Origin of the sequence: Bradyrhizobium sp. dw_411, from assembly GCF_018449695.1 — a bacterium.
Taxonomy (GTDB): domain Bacteria; phylum Pseudomonadota; class Alphaproteobacteria; order Rhizobiales; family Xanthobacteraceae; genus Bradyrhizobium.
This window is the reverse complement of the sequence record NZ_JAAVUY010000012.1, coordinates 168,523-186,835: the sequence shown is the minus strand read 5'-3', so window position 1 is coordinate 186,835 and position 18,313 is coordinate 168,523. Positions and strand designations below refer to the sequence as shown.

The following is an 18,313-nucleotide window of genomic DNA, read 5'->3' as shown; positions in this document are numbered from 1 at the left end:
CTCGTATTCGGCACGTATGGGTCTCAAAATCAAATCCCGGGATCGCGGTCATCCCAGGTCTTAGAGGCGTCTCAGAGGTTTCCCTTAGCCTTGTCCAGTTCGCTTGCTGCCAGCGGCTTGGGGGCCGGCTCGCGCACGGGATAGAACGTATAGGAAAGGGTGATGGTATTCAGCCCGTCATTGTCGCTGTCTTTGATGATCGCCGGATCGACATAGAACACGACAGGCATTTCGCGCTTTTCACCGGGCGCCATGGTCTGCTCGGTGAAACAGAAGCAGTTGATCTTCTGGAAATACGCGCCGACCGTCAGCGGCGCCACATTATAGGCCGCCTGCCCGCTCGTGGTCCGCGCCGATTGATTGGTCACGGTGTAAAACACAGTGACGACTTCGCCGATCTTGACCTCGATCTCGGTCTGCTCGGGCTCGAACTTCCAGGGCAGCCCGCCCGCGACGTTGGAATCGAAACGCACAGCAATCTTGCGCGCCAGCGGCGCACCCGACGGCGCCGATGTCGCGACCTGCGTGGTGCCGTTGAAGCCGGTCGTGCGGCAGAACCAGTTATAAAACGGCACCGCCGCATAGGACGCGCCGACCATCAGCACCACCACGAAACCGCACAGCGCGGCGACCGTGGCATCGCGGCCCAGACCTCGTCTTTTTGCAGTCGGTTGCGGCATCGTCGGCTTGTTGTCCATGTCGTTCACATCGTCCCGGTTACATGGGCCGCACTAGGACGGCCGGCCCCTTGACCATGGTGACGGCGAAAAAAAGTATGACAAGAACGCCAAGCGCCAGCGCGATCGCGATCGAGCGCTGACGGCGGCTTTTTTGTTGCGCCTCGGTGAGGACGATTCCATCTGGCGGCTGTTGCTTGTCATCCATTCTTTCGCCATGCGCCCCCTACCAGAGTGACGGTGCGATGGCGTGAACGACGACCTCGACCAGCAAAGTCGCGAACAGCATAAACAAATAAACAATCGAGAACGCGAACAGCCGGCGCGTCGCGCGCAGCGCTTCGCTGCCCTCGCGGCGGCGGTAGACATTGATCGCGAGCGCCAGCATGCCGGCGCCGAGAACCAGCGACATCACGCCGTAACCCGCGTCGAAATAACCAAGCGGCCAGGGCACAAAGGCGACCGCGACCAGTACGATCGTGTACAGCAGGATCTGCAGCCGCGTCGCATCGGGACCGGCGACGACCGGCAGCATCGGCACCCCGGCTCGCGCATAGTCGTCGCTGCGAAACAGCGCCAGCGCCCAGAAATGCGGCGGGGTCCAGAAGAAGATGATCAGGAACAGCAGCACCGGCTCCATCGACAGCGATCCGGTCGCCGCCGCCCAGGCTACTACCGGCGGCAACGCGCCGGCAGCGCCGCCGATCACGATGTTCTGTGCGGTCCAGCGCTTCAGCCCGATCGTGTAGATCCCAACATAGAAAAAGATCGTGAACGCGAGCAGCCCGCCGGCCACCCAGTTGACCAGAATGCCCAGCGTCATCACCGAGAAAAACGCCAGCGTGGTTCCGAACGCCAGCGCTTCCGGACGGGTGATGCGGCCGCGCGGGATCGGACGGTTGGCGGTGCGCGACATCAGGGCGTCGATATCGCTCTCGTACCACATGTTCAGCGCGCCGGACGCGCCGGCGCCGACCGCGATGCACAAGATCGACGTGAACGCCAGTACCGGATGAACATGACCCGGCGCGATCACGAGCCCGACCAGCGCGGTGAAAATCACCAGCGACATCACGCGCGGCTTCAATAGCGCGATGTAATCGGCAACCTCGGCCTCCGAAATCCGGGGCGACAGTCCGATGGCGTTGTGATCGACAACCGACAAGATGGTCTCTTCCTTTAAATCATGCCCCGATCAGATCGATCGGGGCATGGGTCTCATTTATCTTACTGCACGCGCGGCAGCACTTCGAACTGGTGGAACGGCGGCGGCGACGACAGCGTCCATTCCAGCGTGGTGGCGCCGGGACCCCACGGATTGTCCGCCGCCTGCTCCTTGCGGACGAACGCGTCGATCACGCCGTAGATGAAGATCAGCACGCCGAACCCCGAAATGTAGGAACCGACCGAGGACACGAAGTTCCAGCCGGCGAACGCGTCGGGATAGTCGACGTAGCGGCGCGGCATGCCGGAGAGCCCGAGGAAGTGCTGCGGGAAGAACACCAGGTTGACGCCGATGAAGGTGACCCAGAAGTGCAGCTTGCCGATTTTCTCCGAATACATGTAGCCGAACATCTTCGGGAACCAGTAGTACCAGCCGGCGAAGATCGCGAACACTGCGCCGAGCGACAGCACATAGTGGAAGTGCGCGACAACGTAATAGGTATCCTGCAGCACGCGGTCGACGCCGGCATTGGCCAGCACGACGCCGGTGACGCCACCGAGCGTAAACAGGAAGATGAAGCCAACCGCCCACAGCATCGGCGTTTTGAATTCGATCGAGCCGCCCCACATCGTGGCGATCCACGAGAAGATCTTCACGCCGGTTGGCACCGCGATCACCATGGTCGCGGCAACGAAGTAGGCCTGCGTCGCCGACGACATGCCGACGGTGTACATGTGATGCGCCCAGACCACAAAGCCGATGCCGCCGATCGCCACCATCGCATAGGCCATGCCGAGATAGCCGAACACCGGCTTGCGCGAGAAGGTCGAGACGATCTGGCTGATCATGCCGAAGCCCGGCAGGATCAGGATGTAAACCTCGGGATGGCCGAAGAACCAGAACAGGTGCTGGAACAGGACCGGATCGCCGCCGCCTTCAGCCGAGAAGAAGGTGGTGCCGAAATTGCGGTCGGTGAGCAGCATGGTGATCGCACCGGCCAGCACCGGCAGCGACAGCAAGAGCAGGAATACGGTAACCAGGATCGACCACACGAACAGCGGCATCTTGTGCAGGGTCATGCCCGGCGCGCGCATGTTGAAGATCGTGGTGATGAAGTTGATCGCGCCCAGGATCGACGAGGCGCCGGCCAGATGCAGCGCCAGGATCGCGAAATCGACCGCCGGTCCCGGATGGCCCGAGGTCGACAGCGGAGCGTACATCGTCCAGCCCGCGCCGACACCGTTGGCGCCCGGCTCACCCTCGACGAAGGTAGAGATCAGGAGCAGCGCAAAGGACGCCGGCAGCAGCCAGAACGAGATGTTGTTCATGCGCGGAAACGCCATGTCGGGCGCGCCGATCATCAGCGGCACGAACCAGTTGCCGAAGCCGCCGATCATCGCAGGCATCACCATGAAGAAGATCATGATCAGGCCGTGCGAGGTCACGAACACGTTGTAGGTATGGGTCTCGTGGAAGAACTGAACACCGGGATACATCAGCTCGATGCGGATCATGATCGACATCGCGCCGCCGATGATGCCGGCGATGATCGCGAACACCAGGTACATCGTACCGATGTCCTTGTGGTTGGTCGAATAGACGTAGCGCCGCCATCCGGTCGGATGGGCGTGCTCATGGTCGTCATGAGCGTGATCGTCGTGAGCTGTCGCTGCGGTCGTTGCCATTTTCAAATCCTGCCTTGCAGTCTTGTCGGACCTTGCGGTCCCGTCGCCCTTGTCCGTTGAAAGCACGTAAGCCTTGGCTTGTTTAGAGCCTTGTTTAGAAGCCTTGGCTTACTGCGCTGCCGCCGCGCCAGCCGAAGCGAACGAGTTCGCCGGGTTGGTCGCAAATTTCTTCTTCGCCGTCTCGACCCAGGCCACGAAGTCCTGGTCGCTCACCACCCGCACCACGATCGGCATGAAGGCGTGATCCTTGCCGCACAATTCCGAACACTGGCCGTAGAACATGCCGATCTTGGTGGCCTTGAACCAGGTTTCATTCAGGCGGCCCGGCACCGAGTCGATCTTGATGCCGAAGGACGGTACCGCGAAGGAGTGGATGACGTCCGCGCCGGTGGTCTGGATCCGGACGATCTTGTTGACCGGCACCACCATCTCGTTATCGACGCCGAGCAGGCGGGGCTGCTTGTCCTGGGCCAGCAGCGAATCAAATTCGAACTTGCCGTTATCCGGGTAAGCGTAGCTCCAGTACCACTGCTTGCCGGTCACCTTGACGGTGAGATCGGCCTTGGGAACGTCCAGCTCGAGAAACAGCAGCCGGAACGACGGCACCACCAGCGCCACCAGGATCAGCACCGGGATCAGCGTCCAGGCGACTTCAATCAGGGTGTTGTGGGTAGTCTTGGAGGGGACCGGGTTGGCCTTGGCGTTGAATTTCACAACGACGAGGACCAGCAGCACCAGCACGAACAGCGTGATGAGGGTGATCAGGACGAGCAGGAAATTATGGAACCAGGTGATGTTTTCCATCACCGGTGTGGCCGCTTCCTGCAGCTTGTATTCCCATGGCGCCGGCTGCCCCAATTCGGCGAATGCCGCTCCGCAGGTGACCAGCGCAACGCCGGCCACCGCTAATCCCAGCAATCGCCGGCCCGTTTGGCCCATCGACATCTTCATGCCGCTCGCGCTCCCTTGATAGAACCCCAAAGCATTCCGCCGGATGGCGACAAATGCTGCACGATCCGCCTCCTGACAAACGGCCTTGGACATACTTTGGAAGTACAACGTACTTCGGAAGTACCCTGGGCCAGATCGTTAGAACGCGTCGAAATCCAGCCTCTCAAACCATAATTCGACGGCTCTCGCAATGCAGTAGTAGGGTACACAGCATTGCATCTGCGCCTATTATGCGGATGTCACATTTTCCCGTGACAACAGGCAAAACTGCCGGTTTTGCAGCCCGACGCGGCTTGACAGCCAGATTGCCCGATGTAGGCACAGACGCAGTGCTCCACAGGAAGCTGATTCGCGACTTGCGCCGCGTCCCTGCCGGCGCGAAATCGCCTTCAAGACGCCGTCATTGCCTATCAGTCCAATGTCTCGGACTGAGATTGCCCAGGACATATTGGACATATTAGAGGGATCGACCCTGATGGGGCCTTCGAAACACCCGGCAAGAAGCGCCGCCAGCCGCGGCAAGGCATTTATCGCTCCAAGCCTTCTTACCGGGGCAAGCCTCCTTACCAGGGCAAGCCTCGCCCTCATGTTCCTGCTTGGCCTGAACGCCGCCGCCAGCGCCCAAGGCGCGGTGAAGTCGGTTCATGGCGACTGGCAAATCCGCTGCGACACCCCGCCGGGCGCACAAGGCGAGCAGTGCGCCCTGATTCAGAGCGTGGTAGCCGAGGACCGCTCCAATGCCGGTCTTACCGTCATCGTGCTGAAAACCGCGGACCAGAAGAGCAAGCTGATGCGGGTGGTGGCGCCCCTGGGCGTGCTGCTGCCCTCGGGGCTCGGCCTCAAACTCGACAATGTCGATGTCGGCCGCGCCGGCTTTGTCCGATGCCTGCCCAACGGCTGCGTGGCCGAGGTTGTGATGGACGACAAGCTGCTGGGCCAGTTCCGCACCGCCAAAACCGCGACTTTTATCATTTTCGAGACCCCCGAAGAGGGCATCGGGTTCCCGCTGAGTTTGAACGGGCTCGCCGATGGGTATGACAAGTTGCCGTGACAGGGCCCGCTTTGCGGCGATGAACCCGAGGCAGGCCCTCCCCTTTTCCGGCAAGCGTGACTATCTTCAAAGCTCTTCAATTATCGGTCTCCACATCCGGGGCGCGATCGGCGCACCGGGCGGGGACGCGAGGAGCATCTGTCTTCGATCGGAGCCTTCATGACCAATCCCGCCACAACCTCTCTCCTTGAGCGCGCCAACCTCGACCGCGATTCCGTCCGCAACGAAATCGCGCGCGGGCTGGAGGGGGCCGATGATGGCGAATTGTTTCTGGAATACAGCCAGACCGAAGCGCTGATGTTCGACAATGGCCGGCTCAAGCAGGCCACTTACGACACCTCGCAGGGTTTCGGCCTGCGCGCGGTCAAGGACGACGCGGTCGGTTATGCGCATTCCTCCGACGTCTCGCTGCCGGCGCTGATTCGCGCCGCGGACGCCGTGCATGCGGTGCGCGGCGGCTATAGCGGGACCTTTGCGGCCGCGCCGGCCCATACCAATGTGCGGCTCTATGGCGATGACAACCCGCTCGATGCGCCCGGCTTCGAATCCAAGGTCAAGCTGCTGGCCGAGATCGACGCCTATGTGCGCGACAAGGACCCGCGCGTGCGGCAGGTGACGGTCAGCCTGGGTGCGACCTGGCAGGTGGTGGAAATCATGCGGCCGGATGGCGAGAGCTACCGCGATATCCGCCCGCTGGTGCGCGTCAATATTTCCGTGGTCGCGGGACAAGGCGACCGTCAGGAGAGCGGCAGCAAGGGTTATGGCGGCCGCGAGGGCTATGCCCGCTTCATCGAGACCAAAGCGTGGCGCGAGGCCGCCGACGGCGCGATCCGCGAGGCGCTGGTCAATCTGGAATCGGTTCCCGCCCCGGCGGGCGAAATGGATGTGGTGCTGGGCGCCGGCTGGCCCGGCGTGATGCTGCACGAGGCTGTCGGTCACGGCCTTGAGGGCGATTTCAACCGCAAGCAAACCTCGGCATTCGCCGGCCTGATGGGCCAGCAGGTCGCGGCCAAGGGCGTCACGGTGGTGGATGACGGCACCATGGCGTCGCGGCGCGGCTCGCTGTCGATCGACGATGAGGGCACACCCACCAACCGCACCGTGCTGATCGAGGACGGCATTCTGGTCGGTTACATGCAGGACCGCCAGAACGCCCGGCTGATGAACATGAAGCCGACCGGCAATGGCCGCCGCCAGGGCTATGCCCATGTGCCGATGCCGCGCATGACCAACACCTATATGCTGGCAGGCCAGCGCGACCCGGCGGAAATCCTGGCCTCGGTCAAGAACGGCATCTACGCCGCGAATTTCGGCGGCGGACAGGTCGACATCACCTCGGGCAAATACGTGTTCCAGTGCACCGAGGCCTACAAGATCGAGAACGGCAAACTCGGCGCGCCGCTGAAGGGCGCGATGCTGATCGGCAACGGGCCGACCGACCTGCATCGAATCACCATGATTGGCAACGATCTTGCGCTCGATACCGGGATCGGCACCTGTGGCAAGAACGGCCAGGGCGTGCCGGTCGGCGTCGGCCAGCCGACGCTGCGGATGGAACGTATTACGGTCGGAGGAACAGGCTAGTGAGCGTCGAGCAAGAATCTCAGGGTTCTCAAAAGTCTTCCATAGCGTCGAAGGCGAGCAGTTGGGGCGTCCAGATCCTGCAGTTCACTGCAGCGCTGGCGATCGTTTTCCTCGCCAAGGGCGCGATCGCCGAGCCATTCTATGTGCCGTCAGGCTCGATGGAGCCGACGCTCTTGATCGGCGACGCGCTGCTGGCCTCGAAATTTCCTTATGGCTACGGCACCTCTTCGCTGCCGATCCAGATCAACCTGCCCGAAACGCGGCGCGTGTTCAGCGGAACGCCGCAGCGCGGCGACGTCGTGGTGTTCCGCTGGCCGGGCGATCGCTCGCAAGCCTGGGTCAAGCGCGTGGTGGGTCTCCCCGGCGACCGCATCCAGATGCGACAGGGCCAGCTCTTCATCAATGATCGCGCCGCCTCGCTCAAGCCCGATGGCATCGGCGAAGCCGAGGACGACAGCGGCGGGGCAGAGCCGGCCTATCGCTACATCGAGACTTTGCCGAACGGCGTGACGCACGCGATCTTCAAGCTGCGCGACAATGGCCGGCTCGACAACACGCCTGAAGTGACGGTGCCGTCAGGCCGCCTGTTCGTGATGGGCGACAATCGCGACAATTCCGCCGACAGCCGCGTCCCGGTCCGCGAAGGCGGCGTCGGGTTGCTGCCAATGGACAATCTGGTCGGCCGCGCCGATGCCGTCGTCGGATCGTGGGATCTCGGCATCCGCAGCCAGCCGGTGTGGACCTGGCTGTCCGGTTTCCGGATGGCGCGATTCTTCACCGCGGTGCATTGAACGCGAAATCGCAGACCGTAGGGTGGGCAAAGCGCAAGCGTGCCCACCATTCACGGCGACGCGAGTTACCTCACCACGCCCGAAATAAACCCCGCCTTGCGGCGCGGCGGCTTGATGTCCTTTTTCAAAAAGCAGTGCGGTTCTTTTCCGACATAGCCCCGCCGCGCATAGGTCCAGGCCCGGCATTTATTGTCGCCGGCGCAGGCCGCCTTGCAGGCATCGTCGCCCTCGCCGCCCTTGAGGTCGAAACTGCGATAGTCGCCGCCGAACCGGTCGATCGAAGTCTCGACCGCGCCGTTGCGCGGCTCGACCACGCCGGCGCCGCGCACGCCCGAGACGCAGCAGATATCCTCGATGCGGGCCGGCACGCTGTTCTTGAGCCAACAGACCGCGCTGCCGGCCGTGTCACTTGGATAGTTGAAGCTCCAGGCCCGGCAGCGCCGGTCCCGTTCGCACACCAGCGCGCAATCGGCCGGATCGCCTGAGGGCACCAGCGAACTCTGATAATCGCCGCCTGGACGATCGAAATTGGTCTGGGCTTGTGCAGGTCGCGTGGCCATGACGGCCGCCGACATGGCAAGCACCATCAAACACGCCCTGAGCAGGCGGCCTCCCCACATTCGCGATCGCTTTCAACTGATTAGACTAGCCGCGTTTCGCGGCCCGCCATTTGATCGCCATGAACCTGTACGGCGGATGAACGGCCCCAAAACCCGTCGATGGACGGGTTTTCCCGTTGAGATCCGGGCATTTGCAACAAATGCGACCGGTCAGGCGCTAGAACGCGTATTCGTCATAGGCCGGCTCGACCGAGCCCCGCCAGGCGCCGTGGAATTTCTCCAGCATCTCCTCGGCCGGGGTATGACCGGCTTCGATGATGCGGTCCAGCGGCTCGAGATGGCGCGTTTCGTCATGACCGAGGAGATCGACGTGACCGCGCCGCCGCAGCCCGGCATGCGACAGCGCCAGGCATTCCTTGGCGATTTCGAACAAATAGCGATCCTTGATTCGGGCCTTGAAGCCGAGCCGCGGCACGTCATCGCGCAGCGCCTGGCGCTCGTGCGCTTTCCAGTGCTTGACGATATCCCAGGCGGCGTCGAGGCTGGTGTCGTCATAGAGCAATCCGACCCAGAACGCCGGCAGCGCCGGCAGCCGTCCCCACGGCACACCGTCGGCGCCGCGCATTTCCAGATAACGCTTCAAGCGCACTTCGGGGAAAATCGTCGACAGATGATTGGCCCAGTCCGACAGCGTCGGACGCTCGCCGGGAAATGCCGGATTCTTGCCTGCGAAGAAATCGCGGAACGACGATCCCGACACGTCGATATAATCGTCACCGCGCTTGACGAAATACATCGGCACGTCCAGCGCATAATCGACCCAGCGCTCGAACCCCATGCCGTCCTCGAACGCCCACGGAATCATCCCCGAGCGCGCGTTGTCGGTATCGCGCCAGATCTCGGAGCGGAACGACAGGAAGCCGTTGGGCTTGCCCTCGGTGAACGGCGAATTGGCGAACAATGCGGTCGCGATCGGCTGTAATGCCACCGACACCCGGAGCTTCTTGACCATGTCGGCTTCGGAGGAAAAGTCGAGATTGGTCTGCACCGTGCAGGTCCGGTACATCATGTCGAGGCCGTATCGGCCAACCTTCGGCATATAGCCGGTCATGATCTTGTAGCGGCCCTTGGGCATCATCGGAACCTGCGCCCGCGAGAACGACGGCGTCATGCCCAATCCGAGAAAGCCGATGCCGAGAGGGGCTGCGACCTCGCGCACCTGCGCCAGATGCGCCATCAGCTCGGACTGGGTTTGGTGCACGGTCTCGACCGGCGCACCCGACAGTTCGAATTGCCCGCCAGGCTCCAGCGAAATCGCACCGCCGCCGGTGACGTCATAGAGGCCGATGATATTGCCGTGCTCGGTGATCGGCTCCCAGCCGAGCAAAAGCTGCATGCCTTCCAGCAGCGCGCCGATGCCGCGCGCACCTTCATAGGCGACGGGGCGATGGCCCTGCAGCGTAAACGGCGTCTTTTCGTGCTCGGTGCCGATCCGGAATTCGGATTTAGGCTTCACGCCCGCCGCCAGCCACGCGACCAACTCGTCACGCGACTGCAGCGGTGTCATATCGATCTGGTCACGCGCCATACAAATTCCGGATGTGGGGCGTTTCGACCGAACGCGCACGGTGTCGGGGAAGGTTACGGACAACGTCGTCCGCAAACCCAGGGGGTAAAATCACTATCATCGGGCGGACGCGCTGTCTCTCACGGCAGGCAGCTGCGCCTCTTCGCACGAGCAGCCGAGCCGGTCGAGTAGTCCACACAGCTTCACAGCATCGGCGTCGGACAATTTCGAGCCGACATGTTTTTCGATCGCAGCGGAATAGGCATTCCACATCTTCTTCTGCAGCTCGCGTCCGGTCTCGGTGATCTCGACGAACTGGCCGCGCTTGTCGATCTTGCATTCGCGGCGCGCCGCCAGGCCTTCGTCCACCAGCCGGTCGATCAGCCGCGAGGTCGAGTATTGCGGGATCAGCATCTGCCGCTCGAGTTCCACCGGACGCAGCTCGCCCGACGGCGCGCGCGACAATTCGAGCAAAGCGTCATACCAGGCCAGCGGCGGAAATCCCGCTTTCTTCAGATCCTGTTCGACCGCATCGAGCACCCGGCTCTGGATTCGCATCAGGCGAATCCAGGCGGCGGTCGCCTCGGTCGATGGTTTGCGTTTCATGGCCCGGTCCATAATGTGCGTATAATGTAGCGCACTTAATGCAGCTGCATCAATGTTGACTATTACATGCATATGCATTTAGTTACGCGGCCGCCCGACACCAGCAATCCCAGGGAGGGAAATTCCAATGAAATTGTATTATTCACCCGGCGCCTGCTCGCTCTCGCCCCACATCGCGCTCCTGGAAGCCGGCCTGCCCTACGATCTCGTGAAGGTCGATCTTCGCGCCAAGAAGCTCGAAAATGGTGACGATTTTCTGAAAGTAAATCCGAAGGGCCAGGTGCCCGCGCTGGCGCTCGACAGCGGCGAGTTGGTGACCGAAGGTCCCGTTATCGTGCAGATGATCGCCGACAGCGTCGCGGCCAAGAACCTCGCGCCCGCCCGCGACAGCGCCGAGCGCTATAAATTGCTGGAGTGGCTTAACTACATCACCGCCGAGTTGCACAAGAATTTCGGCCCGATGTTCAGCCCGGTACTCCCCGACGAAACCAAAGCGTTCTTCAAGGACCGGGTGATGGGCAAGTTCAAGTATATCGACGGCGCGCTGGCCGGCCGGGATTACCTGATGGGCAAGCAATTCACCGTCGCCGACGCCTATCTGTTCACGATGCTGTGCTGGGCCGACCGGATGAAGTTCGATCTCTCGGGGCTGCCGACCCTCGTCGCCTACAAGGCCCGCGTCGCCGCGCGCCCGAAGGTGCAGGAAGCCCTGACCAAGGAAGGCCTGATGAAGGCGGCGTAAGGTATTTGCGCACTTATCAGTCAAAAGGCCGGATCGATGATCCGGCCTTTTTTGTTTGGCTGTCATTCCGGGCGATGCGAAGCATCGAACCCGGAATCTCGAGATTCCGGGTCTGGTGCTAACGCACCATCCCGGAATGACGAACGACGCTACGCCGCCTCGGCTTTCTTCTTCGGCGGGAAGCGGCCGTAAAAGGTCTCGCCTTTTTCCGCCATCTCGATCAGCAGCTTCGGCGGGGTAAAGCGCGAGCCGTATTTGGCTTCGAGTTTGTGGCACAGCGCGACGAAGTTCTTCGTGCCCATGAAATCGATATAGGACAGCGTGCCGCCGGTGAACGGTGCGAAGCCAAAGCCCAGGATCGAGCCGACATCGGCCTCGCGCATGTCGGTGATGACGTGATCTTCCACGGTGCGCGCGGCTTCCACCGCCTGCACGACGAGAAAGCGCTGCTTCATCTCCTCGACATCGAGCGTATCCGGATCGAGATGCTTCGGCTGCAGGCCGCCCAAGGCCGACCACAGGCTCTTCGAGCCCTTGCCCTTCTCGGGATAGTCGTAAAATCCCTTGGCGTTCTTGCGGCCGAAGCGGCCTTGTTTCTCGACCATCTCGACCAGCAATTTCTTCTGGGCCTGATCGATCGCATTGGCGCCGAGATCGGCCTCGGTGGCCTTCATGATCTTGAGCACGAGATCGAGCGCCACTTCGTCGGACAGCGACAACGGCCCGACCGGCATGCCCGCCATCTTCGCGGTGTTCTCGATCATCGCCGGCGGCACGCCTTCCATCAGCATTTCCAGGCCTTCGGCGGTGAAACGCAGCACGCAGCGGTTGGCGAAGAAGCCTCTGCTGTCATTGACCACGATCGGCGTCTTGCCGATCACGCGCACATAATCCAGCGCGGTCGCGAGCGCGACATCGCCGGTGTTCTTGCCGACGATGATTTCCACCAGCATCATCTTCTCGACCGGCGAGAAGAAGTGAATGCCGATGAACTTGCCCTGGTCCTTGAACTCCTCTGCCAGCGAATTGATCGGCAATGTCGAGGTGTTGGAGGCGAAGATCGCGTCGGGCTTCAGCAGCGGCTGCGCCTTGGCATAGGTTTCGGCCTTGACTTTGCGATCCTCGAACACGGCTTCGATCACGAGATCGCAATCCCTGAGCACGCTGTAATCCGCAGTGGCGCTGATGCGCGACAGGATCGCGTCACGATCGCTTTCCTTGGCGCGGCCCTTGGCGATCAGATCGTCGATCACGGACTTGGCGTGGCCCTTGCCCTTGTCGGCGCTTTCCTGATCGCGGTCGATCAGCACCACGTCGATGCCGGCGCGCGCCGAGACATAGCCGACGCTGGCGCCCATGAAGCCGGCGCCGATGATGGCGAGTTTCTTCACTTTGGTGGCCGGTACATTGGGCGGACGCCGCGCTCCCTTGTTCAATTCCTGCATCGACAGGAACAGGCTGCGGATCATCGCCGCGGCTTCCTTGCTGCGCAGGATCTGGGCGAAATAGCGCGATTCAACCCGCAGCGCCGCATCGATCGGCAACTGCAAACCTTCATAGACGCACTGCATGATCGCGCGCGCCGCCGGATAATTATCATAGGTTTCGCGCCGGAAGATCGCGTTGCCGGCGGGGAACATCATCATGCCAGCTTTTGAGTAGACCGGGCCGCCCGGCAGCTTGAATGCCTTGTCATCCCAGGGCGCGACGGCCTTGCCGCCGCCCTTGATCCAGCCCTTGGCTGAGTGGATCAGATCGGCCGCGGGCACGACCGCATCGACCAGCTTCAGCGCCTTGGCCTTGTCGAGATTAATCGCCTCGCCCTTGAGCAGCAATTGCATCGCGTCCTGCGGCGGCACGATGCGCGGCACGCGCTGGGTGCCGCCGGCGCCGGGGAACAGCCCGACCTTCACTTCAGGCAGCCCAAGCCGGGTTTTCGGGTTGGCCGCGGCGACGCGGTAGTGGCACGACAGCGTTAATTCGAACGCGCCGCCGAGCGCGAGCCCGTTGATCGCGGCCACCCACGGCTTGCCCGATGTTTCGATGGCACGAAACACCAGCGAGGATTTGCGGCTCTCGTCGAACAGCATCTGGTTGGCGGCGACTTCGCCCTTTGCCTTGAGCAGATCCATGTAGCGGTGGTTCATGCCCTCCAGCATCGACAGGTCAGCTCCGGCGGAGAACGCTTCCTTGCCGGAGGTAACAACGACGCCCTTGACGGCGGCATCGGCCGAAGTCTGCTTCACGATCTCCTCAAGTTCGGTAATCGTGGTTTCGTCGAGCACGTTCATCGAACGGCCGGGAATGTCCCACGTCACCAGCGCAATGCCATCGGCGTCGGTCTCAACCTTGAAATTCTTGAAGGCCATGTTGTCGCTCCCTCGATGCCGGCAGCCCATCGGCGCGGCGGTTGTCTCTGATCGCGGATCGTAGGGTGGGTTAGCGAAGCGTAACCCACCATTCCCACTAACGCCGATATCGGTGGGTTACGCCTTCGGCTAACCCACCCTACGGCTATACGTCGTCACACCCGTTCGATGATCGTCGCGGTGCCCATGCCCCCGCCGATGCACAGCGTGACCAGCGCGGTCGATTTGTTGGTGCGCTCGAGCTCGTCGAGCACAGTGCCGAGAATCATCGCGCCGGTCGCGCCGAGTGGATGGCCGAGCGCGATCGCGCCGCCATTGACGTTGATCTTGGCGTTGTCGATGTCGAACGCCTGGATATAGCGCAGCACCACCGAGGCGAAGGCTTCGTTCAACTCGAACAAATCGATGTCCGATTTCTTCATGCCCGAGCGTTCGAACAGTTTCCGGGTCACGTCGACCGGACCGGTCAGCATCATCGCCGGCTCCGAGCCGATATTGGTGAAGGCGCGGATTTTGGCACGCGGCTTCAGGCCATGTTTTTCACCGGCTTCCTTGCTGCCGAGCAGAACCGCACCCGCGCCGTCGACGATCCCTGAGGAATTGCCGGCGTGATGCACATAGTTGATGCGTTCGATTTCCGGATGCGACTGGATCGCGACCGCATCGAAGCCGCCCATTTGACCCATGGTGACGAATGACGGCTGCAACTGCCCGAGCGACTGCATCGTCGTGGTCGGCCGCATGTGCTCGTCCTTGGCCAGAATCGTCAGCCCGTTGACGTCCTTCACAGGCACTACGGAATTGTTGAAGCGGCCCTCATCCCAGGCCTTGGCGGCGCGCTGCTGGCTCTGCACGGCATAGGCGTCAACGTCATCGCGGGAAAAACCGTATTTGGTCGCAATCAGATCGGCCGACACGCCCTGCGGCATGAAATAGGCCGGGACTGCGATAGAGGGATCCATCGGCCACGCGCCGCCGGAGGCGCCGATGCCGACCCGGCTCATCGATTCGGCGCCGCCGCCGATCGTGAGTTGATTCTGACCGCTCATGATCTGGGCCGCAGCGAAATTCACCGCATCGAGGCCCGACGCGCAGAAGCGGCTGATCTGGACGCCGGGAACGGATTCACCCAGACCGGCCTTGATCGCCGCGAAGCGTGCAATATCAGAGCCGGCCTCGCCGACCGGATCGACCACGCCGAGCACGACGTCGTCGATCACGCCCTCCGCCAGATTGTTGCGTTCCTTCAGCGCCCGCAGCGGCGCTGTCGCTAGCGCCAGCGCCGTCACTTCATGCAACGCACCATCGGCCTTGCCGCGGCCGCGCGGCGTGCGAACGTGATCGTAGATATATGCCTCAGGCATGACGCCCTCCTGGTATGAGGATCACAATATATAGACGGATGGTTAGAAGGTCTTCGGTCAGCAAGAACTTGGGTCAGCGAGATCTTGGATCAGAAAGCTTCCGCCGCCAATTCCATAGTGGTCGCGCTTCCGGTCTGGATACGCGCTAGATGAAGCGCCGTTTCCGGCAACATCCGTTCCATGAAGAAGCGGCCGGTCACCAGCTTGGTCGACAAATAGGGCGTAGCACCTCCGGCAGCAATCTTGTCCTGCGCGACTTTGGCCATCTTCGCCCACATATAGGCAAAGGTCACAAGGCCGAACAATTGCATGTAGTCGGTCGCCGCCGCACCGGCATTGTCCGGTTTCGCAAACGCATTCTGCATCAGCCAGGTGGTAGCCTGCTGCAGATGGCCAAGCGCGGTGCTCAATGGCGTCACAAAAGGCTTCATCGCCTCGTCTGCGCCAAGGTCCTTGGCATAGGCCGCAACCTCGCCAAAGAACGCCATCACCGCCCGGCCACCATCGCGCGGCAATTTGCGCCCGACCAGATCGAGCGCCTGAATACCGTTGGCTCCCTCATAGATCATCGCAATGCGCGCATCGCGCACGAACTGCTCCATGCCGTTCTCGGCGATATAACCGTGGCCACCATACATCTGCTGCGCCAGCACGGCGTTGGAAAATCCCACATCAGTCAGCACGCCTTTCATCACCGGCGTCATCAATCCCATGTGATCGTCCGCCGCCTGACGATCTTTCGGATCGTTGGAGCGATGGGCGACGTCGCTTTTGAGCGACGTCCACACCACCATCGCACGCGCGGCTTCGTTGAAGGCGCGAATGGTCAGCAGCGTACGGCGCACATCGGGATGTACGATGATCGGATCGGCCGGCTTGTCCGGCGCCTGCGGTCCGGAGAGCGCGCGGCCCTGCAGACGATCGCGGGCATAGGCCACGGCGTTCTGGTAGGCGACTTCGGATTGCGCCAGTCCTTGAACGGCGACGCCAAGCCGCGCCTCGTTCATCATCACGAACATGCCCTGCATACCCCTGTTTTCCTCGCCGATCAGCCAGCCGATGGCGCCGTCGTAATTCATTACGCAGGTGGAATTGCCGTGAATGCCCATCTTGTGCTCGATCGAACCGCAGGACACGCCGTTGCGCGCGCCCAGCGATCCATCGGCGTTGACGAGAATCTTCGGCACCACAAACAGCGACACGCCCTTGATGCCGGCCGGCGCGCCTTCGATCCGCGCCAGCACAAGGTGAATAATGTTTTCGGCAAGGTCATGCTCGCCGGCGGAGATGAAAATCTTGGTGCCGGTGATCTTGTAGCTGCCGTCGGCCTGCTTGGCGGCCTTGGTGCGCAACAGGCCGAGATCGGTGCCGCATTGCGGCTCGGTGAGGTTCATGGTGCCGGTCCATTGCCCCGCCACCATCTTCGGTACGAAGATCGCCTTTTGCTCCGGCTTGCCGTGCACGATCAACGCCGCGGTCGCGCCCATGGTCAAGCCGCCATACATTGAAAACGCCATGTTGGCCGCGCTCTGGAACTCCGTGACAACCTGGCTGAGCGTAATCGGCAGCCCCTGCCCGCCATATTCCGTCGGCGCCGACAGCCCGAGCCAGCCGCCCTCGGCCACCTGCTTGAACGCTTCCTTGAAGCCTTTCGGGGTCGTCACGCTGTTGTCGTCGTGTCGGACGCAGCCCTCGATATCGCCCACCCGATTGAGCGGCTGCAGTACTTCCTCGCTGAGTTTTGCCGCCTCGCCCAGGATCGCTTCCCGCACATCGGCGGAGGCGTCGCTGAGACCGGGAAGATTATCGTAGCGGTCGATCTGAAACACGTCGTTGAGCAGGAAATTGACGTCTTCCAGGGGGGCTTTGTAGATCGGCATGGCGTTCTCCCGACAGGCGGACAGGCTTGAATTAGCGGATGCTTTTTTATGCGCGTTTCTTAGTGCAGGAATCGCTGGCGTTTCCGGAGTGGACCTTAGCATGGCTTTATTTTACAGCGGCGGCGAGTTGTTCGCCCATCAGCCGGTGCAACAGGTTTATCGCCTTGAGCGGCCGCACCATCACCTTGAAGTGCACGATCCGGCCATCGTCGCTGAAGCGGATGATATCGACGCCGTTGATCTTGATCCCGTCGATTTCTCTTTCGAACTCGAGTACCGCGCCGTCATCGCTGCGCCATTCACCGATATAGACGAAGCCGGGACCACCCAGCACCTTTTCCGCGCCCGACAGATATTTGAAGGTGATCTCGCGCCCGCGCTGCGGCGTATGCACGACCGGGCTTTCGAAGATCGCATCGGGATGAAGCAGGTCCCAGAGCGCGGCGCGGTCATGGGACTTTATGTAGCCGTACCACTTGTCGAGGGCGGTCATGCTCATCGGCCGTCTCCTGTGCGTGAAAGCGCAGCGGGGCTCAAAACATATGCTTATTGACGCATATGCAAATCTGAGCATATAGTCAAGGCTACTGAGGAGTTTTGGTGCTTGGCGCTCGGTGAAGCCATTCTCGCCTGCCTGACGGAGCGTCCCATGACGGGCTACGAGCTCGCCAAGACGTTCGATTCGTCGATCGGCTTCTACTGGAAGGCAAACCATCAACAGATCTATCGCGAGCTGACCAGGCTGCGCGACCGCGGCCACATTGAAGGCTGCGAGGTGGTCCAGACCGGCAAGCCAAACAAACTGGTCTACACGCTCACCACTGAGGGCCGGGCTGCATTCAGGCACTGGGGTGCGAAGCCCAGCGTTACGCCTTCGATCAAGGACGATCTTTTGGTGCGGCTTTACGCGCTCGACAGCGTCGACATGGATCCCTTGCGCGCCGACCTGATGGCGCGGCTGGAACACCACCGCGACCGCTGTTCCCGCTACGAACATATTCTCGGCAAACGCTTCCCTGACGGCACCGCCTCGCTGGCCGATACCGGCAAGTTGCTGGCGCTTCGCCTGGGTGTCCGGCACGAACGCGCCGTGGTGGAATGGTGCGAGGAAGCGCTCAATGCCCTTCCCGCCAGCAGCGACGCCGCCGAATCCCGCTGATTTCACGCCGGCCGGTTAATTTTCGAAGCCCGCTGACCGATTCCTTAACCGGTTATTTACCGTAACACGAAAAAGTCGAAGTCAGAGGCAGACGACCTGCGCGGAATTCGATTGTCTCTCATTCAGGGACGCGCGGGGAGGCTGAAGGCGCGGGGTGGCGCG

Annotated in this window: 17 protein-coding genes; 5 read left to right on the top strand and 12 right to left on the bottom strand. The window is 61.9% G+C overall.

The features are described from left to right. Nucleotides 1–71: 71 nt before the first annotated feature. The 5 genes from HB676_RS21390 to coxB all read right to left on the bottom strand — a co-directional run bounded on the left by HB676_RS21390 (nucleotide 72) and on the right by coxB (nucleotide 4,478). The gene (locus HB676_RS21390; RefSeq protein WP_213740148.1) at nucleotides 72–698 is read right to left on the bottom strand and encodes a cytochrome c oxidase assembly protein; all 627 of its coding nucleotides are present in this window, start codon (nucleotides 696–698) and stop codon (nucleotides 72–74) included. A gap of 19 nt (nucleotides 699–717) precedes the next feature. After that, nucleotides 718–885: a CoxF protein gene (locus tag HB676_RS21385; protein WP_213740146.1), complete on the bottom strand. Its 168-nt coding sequence runs from the start codon at nucleotides 883–885 to the stop codon at nucleotides 718–720. Between the two features lie 18 nt (nucleotides 886–903). Next, the gene (locus HB676_RS21380) at nucleotides 904–1,842 is read right to left on the bottom strand and encodes a heme o synthase (protein WP_213740144.1); all 939 of its coding nucleotides are present in this window, start codon (nucleotides 1,840–1,842) and stop codon (nucleotides 904–906) included. Between the two features lie 62 nt (nucleotides 1,843–1,904). Further along, nucleotides 1,905–3,527: a cytochrome c oxidase subunit I gene (ctaD, locus tag HB676_RS21375; protein WP_213740142.1), complete on the bottom strand. Its 1,623-nt coding sequence runs from the start codon at nucleotides 3,525–3,527 to the stop codon at nucleotides 1,905–1,907. Nucleotides 3,528–3,635: 108 nt separating this feature from the next. Further along, entirely contained in the window at nucleotides 3,636–4,478 is an 843-nt protein-coding gene (coxB, locus tag HB676_RS21370) for a cytochrome c oxidase subunit II (protein WP_213740140.1), read from the bottom strand. 475 nt (nucleotides 4,479–4,953) lie between these two features. On the opposite strand from coxB, the gene HB676_RS21365 reads away from it, so the two are divergent. The 3 genes from HB676_RS21365 to lepB all read left to right on the top strand — a co-directional run bounded on the left by HB676_RS21365 (nucleotide 4,954) and on the right by lepB (nucleotide 7,904). Then, nucleotides 4,954–5,529 (top strand): invasion associated locus B family protein, encoded by a 576-nt coding sequence (locus HB676_RS21365; RefSeq protein WP_213740138.1) that lies wholly within the window; start codon nucleotides 4,954–4,956, stop codon nucleotides 5,527–5,529. A gap of 159 nt (nucleotides 5,530–5,688) precedes the next feature. Then, nucleotides 5,689–7,113 carry a metalloprotease TldD gene (gene tldD / locus HB676_RS21360; protein ID WP_213740137.1) on the top strand — a complete coding sequence of 475 codons (1,425 nt, stop codon included), beginning with the start codon at nucleotides 5,689–5,691 and terminating at the stop codon, nucleotides 7,111–7,113. Next, nucleotides 7,113–7,904: a signal peptidase I gene (lepB, locus tag HB676_RS21355; protein ID WP_213740136.1), complete on the top strand. Its 792-nt coding sequence runs from the start codon at nucleotides 7,113–7,115 to the stop codon at nucleotides 7,902–7,904. The genes tldD and lepB overlap by 1 nt, the downstream gene beginning before the upstream one ends. Nucleotides 7,905–7,969: 65 nt before the next feature. Here lepB and HB676_RS21350 read toward each other — a convergent pair whose 3' ends face one another. From HB676_RS21350 to HB676_RS21340, 3 genes are all read right to left on the bottom strand, one after another. After that, nucleotides 7,970–8,464 carry a PAN domain-containing protein gene (locus tag HB676_RS21350; RefSeq protein ID WP_249780375.1) on the bottom strand — a complete coding sequence of 165 codons (495 nt, stop codon included), beginning with the start codon at nucleotides 8,462–8,464 and terminating at the stop codon, nucleotides 7,970–7,972. A 217-nt stretch (nucleotides 8,465–8,681) separates the two neighbouring features. Next, the gene (locus tag HB676_RS21345) at nucleotides 8,682–10,052 is read right to left on the bottom strand and encodes a glutamate--cysteine ligase (RefSeq protein WP_213740134.1); all 1,371 of its coding nucleotides are present in this window, start codon (nucleotides 10,050–10,052) and stop codon (nucleotides 8,682–8,684) included. Between the two features lie 96 nt (nucleotides 10,053–10,148). Next, the gene (locus HB676_RS21340) at nucleotides 10,149–10,637 is read right to left on the bottom strand and encodes a helix-turn-helix domain-containing protein (RefSeq protein WP_213740133.1); all 489 of its coding nucleotides are present in this window, start codon (nucleotides 10,635–10,637) and stop codon (nucleotides 10,149–10,151) included. A gap of 127 nt (nucleotides 10,638–10,764) precedes the next feature. Between HB676_RS21340 and gstA the strand changes: the two genes are divergently transcribed. Then, a complete protein-coding gene (gene gstA / locus HB676_RS21335) occupies nucleotides 10,765–11,379 on the top strand; it encodes a glutathione transferase GstA (RefSeq protein ID WP_213740132.1) in 615 nt (204 codons plus the stop codon). A 149-nt stretch (nucleotides 11,380–11,528) separates the two neighbouring features. On the opposite strand, the gene HB676_RS21330 is transcribed toward gstA, so the two are convergent. The 4 genes from HB676_RS21330 to HB676_RS21315 form a co-directional block, all read right to left on the bottom strand. Beyond that, a complete protein-coding gene (locus HB676_RS21330; RefSeq protein WP_213740130.1) occupies nucleotides 11,529–13,748 on the bottom strand; it encodes a 3-hydroxyacyl-CoA dehydrogenase NAD-binding domain-containing protein in 2,220 nt (739 codons plus the stop codon). Nucleotides 13,749–13,903: 155 nt separating this feature from the next. Beyond that, on the bottom strand, nucleotides 13,904–15,112 hold the full coding sequence (locus HB676_RS21325) for an acetyl-CoA C-acetyltransferase (RefSeq protein WP_213740128.1): 1,209 nt from the start codon (nucleotides 15,110–15,112) through the stop codon (nucleotides 13,904–13,906). 89 nt (nucleotides 15,113–15,201) lie between these two features. Continuing rightward, nucleotides 15,202–16,992 (bottom strand): acyl-CoA dehydrogenase C-terminal domain-containing protein, encoded by a 1,791-nt coding sequence (locus HB676_RS21320; RefSeq protein ID WP_213740126.1) that lies wholly within the window; start codon nucleotides 16,990–16,992, stop codon nucleotides 15,202–15,204. Between the two features lie 106 nt (nucleotides 16,993–17,098). Then, entirely contained in the window at nucleotides 17,099–17,491 is a 393-nt protein-coding gene (locus HB676_RS21315) for a nuclear transport factor 2 family protein (protein ID WP_213740124.1), read from the bottom strand. A gap of 105 nt (nucleotides 17,492–17,596) precedes the next feature. On the opposite strand from HB676_RS21315, the gene HB676_RS21310 reads away from it, so the two are divergent. Further along, nucleotides 17,597–18,151, top strand: a complete 555-nt coding sequence (locus HB676_RS21310) for a PadR family transcriptional regulator (protein WP_213740122.1) — start codon at nucleotides 17,597–17,599, stop codon at nucleotides 18,149–18,151. Nucleotides 18,152–18,313: the final 162 nt, after the last annotated feature.

What these genes read in the sequence shown, in the direction of transcription:
- HB676_RS21390 (WP_213740148.1), bottom strand. Translation starts at nt 698, where the DNA reads ATGGACAACAAGCCGACGATGCCGCAACCGACTGCAAAAAGACGAGGT.
- HB676_RS21385 (WP_213740146.1), bottom strand. Translation starts at nt 885, where the DNA reads ATGGATGACAAGCAACAGCCGCCAGATGGAATCGTCCTCACCGAGGCG.
- ctaD (WP_213740142.1), bottom strand. Translation starts at nt 3,527, where the DNA reads ATGGCAACGACCGCAGCGACAGCTCACGACGATCACGCTCATGACGAC.
- coxB (WP_213740140.1), bottom strand. Translation starts at nt 4,478, where the DNA reads ATGAAGATGTCGATGGGCCAAACGGGCCGGCGATTGCTGGGATTAGCG.
- HB676_RS21365 (WP_213740138.1), top strand. Translation starts at nt 4,954, where the DNA reads ATGGGGCCTTCGAAACACCCGGCAAGAAGCGCCGCCAGCCGCGGCAAG.
- tldD (WP_213740137.1), top strand. Translation starts at nt 5,689, where the DNA reads ATGACCAATCCCGCCACAACCTCTCTCCTTGAGCGCGCCAACCTCGAC.
- HB676_RS21350 (WP_249780375.1), bottom strand. Translation starts at nt 8,464, where the DNA reads ATGGCCACGCGACCTGCACAAGCCCAGACCAATTTCGATCGTCCAGGC.
- HB676_RS21345 (WP_213740134.1), bottom strand. Translation starts at nt 10,052, where the DNA reads ATGGCGCGTGACCAGATCGATATGACACCGCTGCAGTCGCGTGACGAG.
- HB676_RS21340 (WP_213740133.1), bottom strand. Translation starts at nt 10,637, where the DNA reads ATGAAACGCAAACCATCGACCGAGGCGACCGCCGCCTGGATTCGCCTG.
- gstA (WP_213740132.1), top strand. Translation starts at nt 10,765, where the DNA reads ATGAAATTGTATTATTCACCCGGCGCCTGCTCGCTCTCGCCCCACATC.
- HB676_RS21330 (WP_213740130.1), bottom strand. Translation starts at nt 13,748, where the DNA reads ATGGCCTTCAAGAATTTCAAGGTTGAGACCGACGCCGATGGCATTGCG.
- HB676_RS21325 (WP_213740128.1), bottom strand. Translation starts at nt 15,112, where the DNA reads ATGCCTGAGGCATATATCTACGATCACGTTCGCACGCCGCGCGGCCGC.
- HB676_RS21320 (WP_213740126.1), bottom strand. Translation starts at nt 16,992, where the DNA reads ATGCCGATCTACAAAGCCCCCCTGGAAGACGTCAATTTCCTGCTCAAC.
- HB676_RS21315 (WP_213740124.1), bottom strand. Translation starts at nt 17,491, where the DNA reads ATGAGCATGACCGCCCTCGACAAGTGGTACGGCTACATAAAGTCCCAT.